Source organism: Bacteroides sp. AM41-16, from assembly GCF_003603495.1.
In the GTDB taxonomy this organism is placed as follows: domain Bacteria; phylum Bacteroidota; class Bacteroidia; order Bacteroidales; family Bacteroidaceae; genus Bacteroides; species Bacteroides uniformis.
The window spans coordinates 198,316-212,539 of record NZ_QTNE01000002.1 but is presented as its reverse complement, the minus strand read 5'-3'; the positions used below and the strand labels follow the sequence as shown (position 1 = coordinate 212,539).

11 protein-coding genes are annotated in these 14,224 nt (G+C 44.7%); 2 read left to right on the top strand and 9 right to left on the bottom strand.

From position 1 onward, the window contains the following. From pdxA to DW896_RS03285, 9 genes are all read right to left on the bottom strand, one after another. A complete protein-coding gene (gene pdxA, locus DW896_RS03325; protein WP_005831943.1) occupies positions 1-1,098 on the bottom strand; it encodes a 4-hydroxythreonine-4-phosphate dehydrogenase PdxA in 1,098 nt (365 codons plus the stop codon). A 5-nt stretch (positions 1,099-1,103) separates the two neighbouring features. Continuing rightward, positions 1,104-2,159 carry a DUF4837 family protein gene (locus DW896_RS03320; RefSeq protein WP_119992875.1) on the bottom strand — a complete coding sequence of 352 codons (1,056 nt, stop codon included), beginning with the start codon at positions 2,157-2,159 and terminating at the stop codon, positions 1,104-1,106. Between the two features lie 70 nt (positions 2,160-2,229). Then, positions 2,230-3,270: a 23S rRNA (adenine(2503)-C(2))-methyltransferase RlmN gene (rlmN, locus tag DW896_RS03315; RefSeq protein WP_008665254.1), complete on the bottom strand. Its 1,041-nt coding sequence runs from the start codon at positions 3,268-3,270 to the stop codon at positions 2,230-2,232. Positions 3,271-3,422: 152 nt separating this feature from the next. Continuing rightward, on the bottom strand, positions 3,423-5,561 hold the full coding sequence (locus tag DW896_RS03310; protein WP_005831949.1) for a SurA N-terminal domain-containing protein: 2,139 nt from the start codon (positions 5,559-5,561) through the stop codon (positions 3,423-3,425). 122 nt (positions 5,562-5,683) lie between these two features. Then, positions 5,684-6,940 (bottom strand): hemolysin family protein, encoded by a 1,257-nt coding sequence (locus DW896_RS03305; RefSeq protein WP_005831951.1) that lies wholly within the window; start codon positions 6,938-6,940, stop codon positions 5,684-5,686. A 4-nt stretch (positions 6,941-6,944) separates the two neighbouring features. Beyond that, complete coding sequence (gene lptC / locus DW896_RS03300; RefSeq protein ID WP_005831952.1) at positions 6,945-7,571, bottom strand: LPS export ABC transporter periplasmic protein LptC; 627 nt, start codon at positions 7,569-7,571, stop codon at positions 6,945-6,947. A gap of 4 nt (positions 7,572-7,575) precedes the next feature. Continuing rightward, a complete protein-coding gene (locus tag DW896_RS03295; RefSeq protein ID WP_005831953.1) occupies positions 7,576-8,901 on the bottom strand; it encodes a M48 family metallopeptidase in 1,326 nt (441 codons plus the stop codon). A 45-nt stretch (positions 8,902-8,946) separates the two neighbouring features. Further along, a complete protein-coding gene (locus tag DW896_RS03290) occupies positions 8,947-10,209 on the bottom strand; it encodes a hypothetical protein (protein ID WP_005831954.1) in 1,263 nt (420 codons plus the stop codon). Then, entirely contained in the window at positions 10,196-10,927 is a 732-nt protein-coding gene (locus DW896_RS03285) for a type III pantothenate kinase (protein WP_005831955.1), read from the bottom strand. The genes DW896_RS03290 and DW896_RS03285 overlap by 14 nt, the downstream gene beginning before the upstream one ends. A 505-nt stretch (positions 10,928-11,432) precedes the next feature. Here DW896_RS03285 and DW896_RS03280 point away from each other — a divergent pair. Continuing rightward, entirely contained in the window at positions 11,433-12,653 is a 1,221-nt protein-coding gene (locus tag DW896_RS03280; protein ID WP_009038087.1) for a DUF4105 domain-containing protein, read from the top strand. After that, positions 12,653-14,221: an alkaline phosphatase family protein gene (locus DW896_RS03275; protein ID WP_009038086.1), complete on the top strand. Its 1,569-nt coding sequence runs from the start codon at positions 12,653-12,655 to the stop codon at positions 14,219-14,221. Before DW896_RS03280 ends, DW896_RS03275 begins: the two co-directional genes overlap by 1 nt. Positions 14,222-14,224: the final 3 nt, after the last annotated feature.

The following is a 14,224-nucleotide window of genomic DNA, read 5'->3' as shown; positions in this document are numbered from 1 at the left end:
CTACAAATCTTCTTCTACACTATCGAGTTTCAGTTTGTCGCTATCGTCACGTTTCTCGTAATATTGCTTGCGCAGCGGATTTGCATGTGCCTCTTTCTCACGCTGGCGGTTACGGAACACATCTATTGCCACATAGATAGCCTGCCGGAATGAATCTTCAGAGGCGATTCCTTTCCCGGCAATATCGTAGGCCGTGCCATGAGCAGGCGAAGTGCGTATCACCGGCAAGCCGGCAGTATAGTTCACGCCCTCGTCCATAGCCAATGCCTTGAACGGTGCCAGCCCCTGGTCGTGATACATGGCCAGGATACCATCAAAATGGGTAAAGTTATCTGAGCCCATAAACCCGTCTGCCGGATAAGGACCATAGCAAAGCATACCCTTAGCAGCCATTTCGTTGATGGCCGGAATGATAATCTCCTGCTCTTCAGTTCCCAGCAATCCGCCGTCTCCTGCATGCGGATTCAGCGAAAGCACTGCAATACGCGGTGCGCTGATAGCAAAATCCTGCTTCAAGGAGCGGTTGAATATCTTCAGTTTTTCTTGTATCAGTTCTTTGGTGATGCTTCCGGCTATCTCTTTAACGGGAATATGTCCGGTCACCAATGCTACCCGGAAGTCATCTTTCATCAGAATCATAAGGGCCTTCTCGCCATCTCCCAATTTTTGCTCTATATACTCCGTATGTCCGGGGAAGGCAAACTCCTCCGACTGGATGGTATGCTTGTTGATGGGAGCTGTGACAATCACGTCTATCATTCCCTCCTTATATTCCTCAATGGCTTTTTCCAGTGCACCAAGTGCAGCTTTACCAGCTTCAACGTCAGGTTTAGAGAACTCAACCTTTACTTCATCATCCGTACAGTTCACTACACTCAAGCGATTGGGAACCGCTTCGGAGGCGGAGTTGACGATACTGAAGTTGGTAGGCAAGTCCAATGATTTACGATGATAAGCTGCCACTTTAGGCGAACCGTAGATAATCGGCGTGCACAATTCCAGCATCACCGGGTCTGCAAACGTCTTTAAAATCACTTCATACCCTACACCATTAATGTCGCCTTGTGTAATGCCGACTCTTATTTTGTTGTCTTCCATTTTTATTACTTATTATTAGTAGTATCTTTTGAGGTTACGCCTACCGGAATTTCCGCACCTTCCTGCTTGCTGCCGGGCAGTTTCAAGGTATAGAGCGAAGCCTCCATCTGACGTACCAGATTACGTTTCATTTTATCAGGTGAATAAATAAATATTTCAGATACGATAATACGCTGATTGGCCTTGTCCAAACGTACATGCGATACGAACGGACCGCCCATGAAGTCACCCTTTATGCGCCACAAGCCGCGGGCCTCCAGTGCATAGTCTCCCTGCACACTGATGGGGCGTACATCGGTCATCAGAGAATCCGTCGACATATACATGCCTTCACGGGCACCAGGGATATTAATCTTCATCACGGAATCGCGTTTATGAACAAAATATTCTTTAGTAAACGTATCCTTATCCGTATAAGGATAAGAGTAGATTACAAAGTTCTGGTCGCCGGTAGCTGCATTCGTACCTGCCCAGAAGAAGTTCTCACCCTCCTTGGTAGATGTCAGTTCGCCCGGCACCCATACATCGCAATCGAGCTGGCTTTTCACCTTCGTTGCTATATAGTCGCTATGCTTGTCCTTCAATACTGAAATCTGACGATTCATTTCCGCATGGGTAAAGAAATCGATGATTACCTGCCTATTCTCCTCCACAAATTTCTCGAACGAAGCCTCGTCCGGTGCCTGAATAGTGAGAATAGACTGAGGAGCAGCATATACATTCCTTGCATACTTGAATTTAGGCTGGGTATAGAGGTCCTTGTTCACATCGACAATAATGATATTGCGAATCAGTTTTAAAGTGGCATCATAATTGGAAGGGGCAGTATACATGATTCGGAATGAACGTTCTGACTGGGGAAGCCCCGGAACATCAGAATCAAGCACATCGAAAAGCGCCCTACCGGCAGGACGTTCCCACAAGCCGGGCTCCACCACTACCAGAACTTCATACGCACGACCGCTGGAGGTCGGAGTAAACACACCCTTTTTACCACCACCGCAAGCGGAAAAAAGCGTCAGTACGAGAACCATACTCAAATAAAACAAGTGCTTTCTCATATCTCTATCATTTTAGTTTTTCACAAAGCTACGAAGAATGCGTAATATCCTCCCTACCTAAGTTAATAATTTATATTAATTCTTCTTTATTCTCCTCCTGCTTGGCAGTGGACAACATGCCACAAGCAGCAAATATATCCTCTCCACGCGATGACCGTATAGTGGTAAACAGACCGTGCGAAGTCAGATAATCACGGAACGCAGTCATGGTTTCCATATCAGCCCCTTCAAGATTCACTCCAGGTATGGCATGAAAACGAATCAGGTTAATCCGGCAGTCCAGCCCACGTAGCAACTTCAGAAGTTCCTTTGCATACGGTAACGAGTCATTCACTCCTTTGAAAACAATATATTCAAAAGATAGTCTGCGCTGTTTGCTAAAATCATAGTTTCTTAACAATTCAACAATCTCCGTGATGGAGAAGGCCTTCTCTGCCGGCATCAGCTCGCGACGTTGCAAAGGTATCGGCGAATGAAGGCTGATAGCCAGATGGCAGTCCGATTCCCCAATAAAACGCTGCAAGCCCTTCTTCAATCCCACTGAAGAAAGGGTGACACGCTTGGGACTCCACGCATATCCATAAGAGGCGGTCATTATTTCCAGCGCTTTCAATACCTCGTCCAGATTATCAAGTGGTTCGCCCATGCCCATCATTACCACATTGGTCAGCTTGTCCCTTTCGGGCAACGAACTGATTTGGTTGATAATCTGGTTGGATGTCAGATTGGCGGTAAAGCCCTGCTTGCCGGTCATACAGAATTTGCAGTTCATCTTACAGCCCACCTGAGAGGAGACACAAAGCGTAGCCCGGTCTTCGTCGGGTATATAGACAGCTTCCACGAAATGTCCCTCGCCTGCCCGGTATAAGTATTTCACCGTACCGTCTACAGAGCGCATGGCATCTACCGGCGCTTCGGCACCTACCTCATAGATTTCTTTCAGCAATTCCCGATGCTTCAACGAAAGATTGCTCATTTCGTCTATAGAAGCCACCTTCTTGTCATACAGCCAGGAAGCTATCTGCTTGGCAGAGAAACCGGGCATTCCCAAATTCTTCACCACATTCTGCAATTCAGCGAGCGTCAAGCCCAATAGAGGTCGTTTCTGCATATCGTTTTTCATTAAAACAAAACTCTTTCAAAAATGCAAAGGTAGGAATAAAGTTGCACAAAGACAACGGAGAGTGTAGAAAATGAAATGTACAGACAATGAAAAAGCCGCCCGGAAGTACCGGACGGCTTTTCAATATGGGTTTTCTATTCTTAGAAGAATAAATAACGTTGGTCTTTTACGTTGGCTTTCATATACAAGTCACTGATGAACTGGCTTGCCATACGTGCATGCATGTTAGCCAAGTTAGCCTCTTCAGTTTCCTTGTTGAATGTTTCGTTCAGCTTCTCTTTTGCATATGGTTGCAGAACGAATACACCACCGTTACCCTTGATAGGAGCACTCAGCTTGTTCACTTCAGCAATAGAAGCGTACGCGCCTACCAGAGGTTCGCTACTACGCAATGCCGGGATATAGGCAGGAGCAGAGAAAGTAACGTGCTTTACAGAATCACTGACAGCATTTGCCATATTCTTGTACTGCTCGAACGAAGTTGCATTGGCAGCCTTCATATCAGCCATAATCTTCTCTGCTTTCTTGTCACGGAGAATTTCAGCTCTCAACTGGTCCTTTACCAAAGCCAGTGGGCGATAACCTTCAGGAACAATACTTGCAACACCTACTACCAGCATACGGTCGCTCTCGCCACATTCGTACAAACCAGAAACTTCACCGGCTTTTGCCTCAAACGCCCATTTCAAAGCATCTTTGGTTCCTCTGATACCACCGATACCATGTTCAGAGCTGTACAAATCGGCTCTATCCAGCAACTTGTAACCAGCATCTTCCGCATTGGCAATCATTTTCTCTAAAGTATTGTTTGCAGCGATGAACTGGCTGAACTCATTGTATGCCTTGCTGTAAGTTTCCTTGCTGAATTCTACCGGACGCTTGATAACGGCTACCTTATATTTATCCTTGACAGCCTTCTTGTTGGTTACTTGCAAAATGACATTTGCTTGTCCCAACGCCAGATTGGTCAGTTCGTTCTGTCCCAAAGTTGTGACAGCGGTAATGTATTTCAAGTTGTCACCGTCAATCTGTGCGCCTTCGTAGTTAGCAGAAGAAATCCAGGTAGGCTCACCGGTCTGACCGTACTTCTTCGCAACTTCAGCAAAGCTGGCACCACCCTTAATAGCATTGTAGATGCTGTCGGCCAAAGTCTTCGTCTTTTCAGCATCTTCGGCAACTACCTGAATCTGACGGAACTCGATAGAGTCCGGCATGGCAGCAGTAGCCAATTTCTTGAAAGAGTTGAGGGTATTGTCAGATACGTTATAATAAGGCCCGAACACACCACCCACCGCAACAGAGTCCAAACGGGCTGTCACATCAGCAGGCAGAGACTTAGTAGTGTAGAACAAGTCTGTATAAGGAGCTTCGGAACCGGTAGAACGGATGAAGGTAGTATAGTCAGAAGGATTGGCAGTAAGTTGTTCGGTGTATTCTTCCATTTCCTTCTGGAGAGCAGCTCTGTCTTCTGCACTTGCAGTAACTTGCACATCAATGAACTTGATATTGCGAGTTTCCACATATTGCTTGAACTGTTCTTTCTTCTTGTCGTATGCAGCTTTCAAATCGGAATCCTTGATAACGATGGTAGAGTCAACGATAGAAGAATAGGGAACTGCAGCAAGCAGCAGGTCTGACTGCTCTACTCTTGCATCAAAAGCGTCCTGAGCTTCTACCGGGTTGGAGAAAAGAGATTTTGTAATCAAAGCCTGATACTTCTCCTGAAGACGTGCCTGGATAAGGGACTTTTCGAGGAAAGACCAGAACTTGTACATGGATTCATAGTATTCTGCATATTGTGAAGGCATCTGTGCCTTATTCATTTTTGAATAGTCCACCAAGAACTTCTTCAACATATCCTTATCAAACGCACCGGTCTGAGGATTACGGAACGGAGTCTGTTGCAGCATCGGATGCACACCGGCATTAATGATAGCCTGAATCTCAGCCTTCGATACAACCAGACCGAGTTTCTTTGCTTCCTTTTCAATCAGCTTATTATTGACGTATGTTCTCCATACTTCATCTTTGATTTGGTTTGTCTGCTCATCGCTCAATGCACTGTTGCCACTGGAGAACTTGATGACTTCTGTATATTCTTCTACCAATGCTTGAAAATCCTGAGCGGAAATTGATTCCCCGTTCACTTCACCTACGTCTTGTGACTGGTGTGGCTGAAGCACTTTCCACGCGTCACCTGCGATGAAAGCAAACAGCGCCAAACCAATAACAATCACCAATAAAGGTCCTTTAGACCGAATGTTTTGTAATGTTGCCATTTTAGTTAATATGATTTATTTGTTTATTATTATTTTCCTAACATGTTCATTTTAGCGCACGAAGATACAAAAAATGCTAATACGCATCCATTTATTCTTTAAAAAATTACGCCTAAATGAAATTATTCAATGACTTTCAGTCTTACCAACTCAATTTTAGTGGCTGTTACCTTGATTATTTTAAACTGATAATTATCCACTTCAATCACTTCATGCAGTTTCGGGAAACTTTGATAACGGTTCAAAATCAGACCGCCCACTGTCAGATAATCATCCGATTCCGGCAGGTCGAGCCCGAAAGTCTCATTTACCTTTTCTATTTCCAGACGGGCCGAAAGCACATATTCACGTTCACCCAACTGCTTACACACATAGGATGTGTTATCATGCTCATCCTCAATATCGCCAAAAATTTCTTCCACCAAATCCTCTAAAGAGACGATACCCGCCGTACCACCGAATTCGTCCACCACTACAGCAATCGTTTTTTTCTGTTGCATGAACAGTTTCATCAGTTTGTGGGCCGACATCGTTTCGGGTACAATAGGCACTTCCTTCACGTTATTCCTCCAGTCCACCGGATTCCTGAACATCTCCGACGAGTGAATATATCCCACCACATTATCTATATTTCCATCATATACTATGATTTTGGAAATACCCGACTCCACAAAAAGACATTTCAATTCTTCCAATGTAGTGGTCAGATCTACAGCTACCACCTCTGTACGCGGTACAATACAGTCGCGTATCTTTATATTCGAAAAGTCAAGCGCATTTTGGAATATCTTTACCTCTGCATCCAGTTCTTCTTCACTTTCCGCATTCTCTATGCTCGACTGGATGAAGTAATCCAAATCCACTTTGCCAAAAGCCTTGGCCGACGCCTCCTTGTTTACTTTCATCCCAAATATCCGAAGGAACAGATACGACAATCCCGATGCAAACTTTGAAACAGGAAACAGAATGACATAACATATGAATAAAGGAATGGCACATACCCTCAGCATCAGATTGGGATTGATTTTAAACAAAGTCTTCGGCAAGAACTCACCGGTTACCAAAATAATAAGAGTGGAAATTACAGTCTGCACCAACACCATTACAAAATGATTGGAAATAATTCCGGCAAGAAGATTCACCTCTATGATTTGTGCCATCAAGATACCATAAATGACAAGCGCGATGTTATTACCCACCAGCATGGTCGAGATGAAGTTATTCGGGTTGCGAAGGAAATAGGAAATGATACCGGAAGTGACGCCTGACTTCCTTTCCATCTCAAAGCGCAGTTTATCTACGGAAACAAAGGCAATCTCCATTCCTGAAAAGAAAGCAGAGAAAGCCATGGTTATCAATAAAAAAATAACGGTATCCATTTTATCAATTTATGGTATCAGTCTGCAAGCTGTCTGCTGCGGCAGTCTCCTCGTCAACATAGAAGATACCCTCCGGCTTGCGAATCGTGTAAACAGTCATCTGCTGATTGGATTCAAAGCCATGTCCCGTAATGATACGGTCAGGCTGCTCGATACGGATAAACTCATCCGAATAAATTCTTTGTGCCCGCTGGTCCCAATACAGCAGCTCTGTATCAAACTGCTCACCTTTCAAATTCTGTATATGCACATTCCCCATCAGTTTCCACAACTCCTCCTTATTAAAGAAGTAGGCTGTATCAGCCTTGATACTTGCCTCCACTTGGAAGATAGAGTCGAACTTCTCCAAATAGACCCCCTTTTCAAAAGCCCAGTAAGGAGGATTCTTCCGGTCAAAGACCAGCCACTCTTCCGTATTGATGCGGTAACGCGTTACACCGGAATCAGAAACCAGTGTAGTCACCCCGCGGGTATCCATCACTGCCATAGAGTCACGCTCGGTAATGGCATCTCCCAGCTCCTTCTTCTTCCCGGAACACGAAGAAAATAAAAGAAGCATAACCATTGCCCCAAGGACAATGGTTATGCTCGCATTTTTATGATAAACAATGTTGATGGGTTGTAGCAACATGATTTTATCTGATAGTTGTAGATTCACCTATCCATCCACCGATAGTGATACGGTCACCAGCTTTGTAACCCAACATAAAGAGGTCTTTAGCCTGGGGAGTGTGGCGGGAATAAGTACTAATCAATTCGTTAGCACGTTCTGTAACTGAAGGATCTACAGCTTTAGCTCTCTGCAGCTTGTCAATTACTACAAAGTAAGTACACTTATTCAGAGCAGGCTCATCGGTCCAGTTAGGATTGGAGCCGTAAAGCTGTGCCAGTAAAATATAAGGCTCTCCATAGTTCTCCTTAAAGCTCATAGCCTTTTGGCAGTAGCTTCTTGCCTGAGAGAGTTTCTTGGCCTGCATCAAGGCTGCGGCAGTAGCGTATGCCATTTCAGCCTTCTTGTCATTATCAGTTTCTTTAGCCAATGCTTCATCAAAATACTTCACGGCATTGTCATAGTCACCTTTCTTATAGTACATGTATGCTACACCTACAGCTGCATCGGCAGTCGGGTCAATCTGATACATGTACTCAGATGCCTTGAAGTAAACTTCGCTTTCGTTGCACTTCATCAATTTCAGGATGTTCAATGCCTTCTTCAAGAAAGCGGAGTCAGTCTTGCTTGCTTCCACCTTAGGACCATAGATATTCTGCAAAGATTCACAATCAGCTACACCACTCTGAATGAACATGGCCACGAGGTTATCCTTGATAGCTTGCAAGTTAGCCTTCTTAGCTTCCTTGGTTTCAGCAGCAAGTGCGTCATCTGCATACTTGGAAGCATCAATATAATCCTGGAAAAACTGGTCGGTATGATTATCATCAGCCTTTACCTTCTGCATGGAAGTATCCAGGAAATAGTGCAACACCGCACCTTTGGAACCACCCTTTTCAGCATGAACAGATTCTTTCAGCCAATTATAAGCCGTATTAAGGTCCGGAGCAGGAGCGAACTGAAGATAATCCACAGCTTTGGCACCCAAGGCATCAGCCACACTCGGCACACCCTTCATTCCCTTACCAATGAATTCAGGAATGTACTTCATTCTCAAATCATATACATCCATCAACTCATCAAAATACTTCTTGTAATCAGCAGAATTTCTATCCTTAATCTGACTCAAGAAACCCACTAAAATCTTCTGAGCATCTGTAAATGTGTAATACCGCAGTGTAGGACAATCCTTCAATACAGCCATACAAGGAGCGTATGCATCCTTAAAGTTACCAGCTCTCACTGCTTCATGAGAGATACTACTGTTCGAATTACAATTTTCAGTCTGTGCGAAAGTGCTGGTCACTCCACCCGAAAGGAGCAAGACAGCCACAAGCGTCTTAATTTTCATTGTATTTAAATTTTAGTTGTTATATTTTTGTCTATTCAATTTCCATTAATCCACTTTACGCTTGAAGAACCAACGTTCGTTAAAGGTTACTCCGATACAAATGCGCAATGTATTTTCGTTCAAGAACGCTGCTTGGGTTCCTTTGGTTCGCACGTATTGTGCAGAAAGACTCAATACGGAACGGGTTCTCGGTATGGGCAATCCAAAACCGGCAGTAACGCCATATTCATCAGCGGCACGTACACCGTCTATCTTATAATAAGGTTTGGAATAATAAGCTCCCAAACGATACTTCACATGAGACAAATAACTTCGTCCCATAGGATTCGGCAGATACTCTGCACCAACGGATATTCTTCCACGGTCGCAAAACGCCTCGTCATTGTTCATATAACTCACTTTACTCCAATTCTGGAACATTACATCCGCGCCTACAGTCAGTCGGTTGTCGTACACGTAGGTCACACCTGCGCCAAATGTTGTCGGAATGCCACAAGTAACGACAGTATCCCTTGTTACCGAAGTAGCTCCCGTATTGCTATTACCAGTCTGCGTAACTTCGTACGCATCGTTACTCAGATCATGCCCCGGAGAAAAGACAACTCCCAACGTTGCAACATGTTTTTTCCCAAACTGGTGAGTGTACTGCGCTCCAAAATCCAACTTATAACTCTTTACAGCCACATTAGACTGTATTGTAATAGGAAATACACTTGAACTGGACGGAAAGGTCTCCGCAGCGGTTCTTGTTATATCTCCCCAAAGATACGAAAAATTCGCACCGACAGAAAGATTTTTAATTATTTTAAAACCGGCACCTAAATAAAGCTGGTGCAAGCCTCCTTCTCCCGAATAGCTTACCGTAGTAGATTTGTCTGGAAATTCCGTATCTTCCCGATATTCTCCCATACTGTATCCAACGTTTGAATAAGGCAGCAACCCCAAGCTTATGGCAGCCCATTTACTTGCACGAAACTGCATCGTGATATAGTCAAAACTGGAATTCTTGGCATTTCGTTTCAGAGTACCGTTACTGAGATTTGTATTCTGTAGAGAGACTGCTCCATCGAAGATAAAAGTCAGCGAATCTACCGCCGTATAGGATGCAGGATTAGCAAAGTTAGTCTGATACTTGTCCCGTAAACCATAGGCAATACCACCCATCGCCCTACTGTTGCTCGAGCCTTGTTCAGATAACTGTCCATATCCATATCGTGTATAGGGAGAATTTGTATTATTTTGAGCGACTGCCGCTCCTGATAATATCGTGAGCAAGAGCACTAACAGTGTTTGTCTATAGCCTGTCATTATTATAGTTTAAAATTCTATTTAATCCTTTCAACACTAAAAATCTGTCTGCAAAGATGATACTTTTTAAGTTTGTATCAAAAGAAAAATCATCCCCGCCCGTTAAAAAAACCAAAAGTTCAGGATATTTATGCTTCATAACCGTAATGTAACCTGAAATTTCATATTCAATACCCTTCAGTACTCCGGCACGGATAGCCGTATCGGTATCCTTCCCCATGGGCACCATCCGCCCCTCAAGAGCCACCATTGGAAGCCGTCCGGTAAACTGATGAAGCGCCTTGAAACGCATCTGCAGGCCGGGAGAGATATTCCCGCCATGATAGCGGGCAGCAGCATCGACAAACTCATAAGTGATACAGGTACCGGCATCAATCACCAGTATATCCCTGCCAGGAAATTGCTCATTGGCTCCTACCACCGCCGCCATACGATCATACCCCAGCGTCCGGGGAGTTTCATAGAGGTTTTCTACCGGAAGAGAAGTCTTTTCATTGAGCCACAGAATGGGGACAGCCATATCTTCCAGTTGCGACAACACCTCTCTACTCAAATCAATGACAGTAGCCACTATCGCTTTTTCAATCGTATATGTACGGCATACTTCAGGCAACCGTTCCAACGTCAGATTGGAGTCATACACCACCTCCACGATACGTCCACCATCAAACACCGCCATCTTGGCGATTGTATTTCCTATATCAATAATGAGATTCACCGTATTGCATAAATTTAGCGGCGCAAAGATATAACATTAATATTGAAATTCAGCAGAAACCATCTCTTTATTAGAAGAACAACTGCACAAGAATTCTTATTCACATCCACACCAAACAACCACAATGCCACTTCTACATTCTGTTGAGATTTATTAAAGCCGCAACATCATACCACAACCACCTGATTATCAATACAGCTAAATGCGCTACATTCAGTATACGACTGAGCCCTATTCAGTATACGATTGAATGGCATTCAGTATACGACTGAATCAGGTTCAATATACCACTATTTCTTGCACCCGTATCGTTTGTAAATAGAAAATACCTACCACTCGTACTCGACAGTTGATTCAAAACAACCAATAATGCGAATTAAGAATTGTATCAAGTTCATAATTAAAAAAGATTCTTCGGACACAGATGACCGGGATAACGCGAATAACCGCTTTAGTTCCTAATCACAAATTGGGATAATATTAGTTTTTTCCGTAAGTTTGCAGCATGAAACGAAGCCTACTTATACATATATATATAGCAATCTTTTTCTTCTGTTTGCCTTCAGCAAATGCCCAGGTGACACAACAGCAAAAGACTGCTGCAACAGACTCCGTACGCGTCAGCCTACTGACTTGCGCTGCAGGAGGAGAGATTTATTCCCTATTCGGACACACTGCCATACGGTACGAGAACTATACACGTGGCATTGACGCCGTCTTCAATTACGGCATGTTCAACTTCAACGCCCCTAACTTCATCTTCCGTTTTGCCTTGGGAGAAACGGATTATCAACTTGGAGTAACCGATTATGAGCATTTCGCCGCCGAATACAACTATCTGGGACGCGATGTCTGGCAACAAACGTTAAACCTAACAGAAGAGGAAAAAGAACGCCTGATAGCACTATTGACAGAGAACTACCGCCCTGAAAACCGAGTATACCGCTACAATTTTTTCTACGACAATTGTGCCACCCGCCCGCGGGACCAGATAGAGCGTGCCATCAACGGCACTCTGCAATACGCTGACAATATGACTGCTAACAGTACGGGAATCTCTTTCAGGGATTTGCTGCATAAATACAGTGAAGGCCATTTGTGGTCACGTTTCGGCATGGACCTATGCATGGGCAGCAAAGCAGACGAACCCATCAACCGGCGGCTGGCAATGTTCGTCCCCTTCTACATGCAGGAGTATTTCAATAAAGCGCAGATTGTGGACAAAGAAGGACAAGCACGGCCACTGGTTGCCAAAGAAGAAAAAATCGTAGTAACGGGTAAAACACCAGCCGACTTCGTCAGCAGAGGCATCACACCGATGCAGTCGGCTTCGCTATTACTGATACTTGTAGCAGGCATCAGCATTTACGGCATACGAAGAGGGAAAACTCTTTGGGGCATAGACCTCATACTCTTCTTGGTTGCCGGAATGGCTGGATGTATACTGGCATTTTTAGCACTATTCTCACAGCATCCGGCAGTAAGTCCCAATTATATATTATTTGTATTCCATCCATTTCACCTTTTCTGCCTTCCATTCATGCTATCCAGGGTACGAAAAAGGGGAATAAGCCGCTATATGCTGGTTGATTTTGTAGTTTTAACACTTTTTATAGGGCTTTGGACAATAATTCCGCAGAGAATTCCGCCAGCAGTATTACCTTTGGCACTGTGTTTGCTGATACGTTCTGCAAGCAACCTCATTCTAACATACAAACGAAAGTAATGAAAAAAGGACTGATAACTTCCATACTCGCACTTACATTCAGTGGTCTGCAAGCCCAACCGCTGCCTGCCTCCCCAAAGCTGGTGGTAACATTGACCATTGACCAGTTGCGTACAGACTATATGGAAGCATTTTCGTCCTTATACGGAGAAAAGGGGTTTAAGCGCTTACTGCGTGAAGGTAAAGTATTCCGTCAAGCAGAATTTCCTTTTTGCGGAACGGACCGAGCCTCGGCCATTGCCGCCATCTATACCGGGACAACACCGTCCATGAACGGCATCATTGCAGAGCAGTGGCTGGATGCAGGTACACTACGCCCCATAAACTGTGTAGAAGACCCCAACTTCATGGGCAACTATACCGACGAAAGCACTTCCCCCTCCCAATTACTGACCTCTACTATTGCCGACGAGCTGAAAATAGCTACCCGCAACAAAGGTCTGGTCTATGCCATCGCGCCTTTCCGCGATGCCGCCATATTGGGTGCCGGGCACGCGGGGAACGGTGCTTTCTGGCTTAATAACAATACCGGAAAATGGTGCAGTACGACTTATTATAATGAATTTCCGTGGTGGCTGAGCCAATACAACGACCGGAAATCTCCTGACTACCGTATCAAGGATATGGTATGGACACCTGCACTTCCTTTTACCAACTATACATTTCTGCCCGAATGGCGCAACGAGCCATTCAAATACAAGCTGGATGGTGAACGGACAAACAAGTTCCGCCGCTTGATAACCAGCCCTTTCATCAATGAGGAAGTCAACCTGCTGACCGAAGAGCTGCTGAATAAGAGCACTATCGGACAAGATGACGTGCCCGACCTATTATCGCTGACTTACTACGCAGGAAATTATAACCACCGAAGTACGCAGGAATGTGCCATGGAAATGCAAGACACCTACGTGCGACTGGACCGTAGTATAGCTTCCTTATTAGAGCTCATAGAACGTAAAGTTGGGCTCCACAACGTACTTTTCTGCATCACCTCCACCGGCTATGCCGACCCGGAAGCAGCCGACCCGGGCGTATACCGGATACCGGGTGGTGAATTCTACCTGAACCGCTGTGCCGCCCTGCTAAACATGTACCTCATGGCATCCTATGGCGAGGGACAATATGTGGAAGCTTATTATGACCAACAAATCTATCTCAACCATAAACTTATTGAGAACAAGCAGTTGAGCCTGACTGAAATTCAAGAAAAATCTACCGAATTTCTGGTTCAGTTTAGTGGCGTGAGCGAAGTATATTCAGCTCATCGCCTGCTTTTGGGCCCCTGGTCACCGCAAATAGAACGTATACGCAATAGTTTTCATCGCAAGCGCTCTGGCGATTTGCTCATTGAAATACTCCCGGGCTGGACTATCATGCAGGAAAATAGTACTGATAACCGTGTAGTACGTACGGCCGATATTCCTGCTCCCCTCATTTTATTGGGAGGAGGAATGAAGGCTGAAACCATCCGTACCCCCATCAGTATTGACCGCATTGCCCCTACCTTGGCAAGTGTAATGCGCATCCGCGCCCCTAATGCAAGTACAGCATCTCCCCTTGACTTTTGATTC

What these genes read in the sequence shown, in the direction of transcription:
- DW896_RS03275 (WP_009038086.1), top strand. Translation starts at nt 12,653, where the DNA reads ATGAAAAAAGGACTGATAACTTCCATACTCGCACTTACATTCAGTGGT.
- pdxA (WP_005831943.1), bottom strand. Translation starts at nt 1,098, where the DNA reads ATGGAAGACAACAAAATAAGAGTCGGCATTACACAAGGCGACATTAAT.
- DW896_RS03280 (WP_009038087.1), top strand. Translation starts at nt 11,433, where the DNA reads ATGAAACGAAGCCTACTTATACATATATATATAGCAATCTTTTTCTTC.
- DW896_RS03310 (WP_005831949.1), bottom strand. Translation starts at nt 5,561, where the DNA reads ATGGCAACATTACAAAACATTCGGTCTAAAGGACCTTTATTGGTGATT.
- DW896_RS03305 (WP_005831951.1), bottom strand. Translation starts at nt 6,940, where the DNA reads ATGGATACCGTTATTTTTTTATTGATAACCATGGCTTTCTCTGCTTTC.
- DW896_RS03290 (WP_005831954.1), bottom strand. Translation starts at nt 10,209, where the DNA reads ATGACAGGCTATAGACAAACACTGTTAGTGCTCTTGCTCACGATATTA.
- rlmN (WP_008665254.1), bottom strand. Translation starts at nt 3,270, where the DNA reads ATGCAGAAACGACCTCTATTGGGCTTGACGCTCGCTGAATTGCAGAAT.
- DW896_RS03320 (WP_119992875.1), bottom strand. Translation starts at nt 2,159, where the DNA reads ATGAGAAAGCACTTGTTTTATTTGAGTATGGTTCTCGTACTGACGCTT.
- DW896_RS03295 (WP_005831953.1), bottom strand. Translation starts at nt 8,901, where the DNA reads ATGAAAATTAAGACGCTTGTGGCTGTCTTGCTCCTTTCGGGTGGAGTG.
- lptC (WP_005831952.1), bottom strand. Translation starts at nt 7,571, where the DNA reads ATGTTGCTACAACCCATCAACATTGTTTATCATAAAAATGCGAGCATA.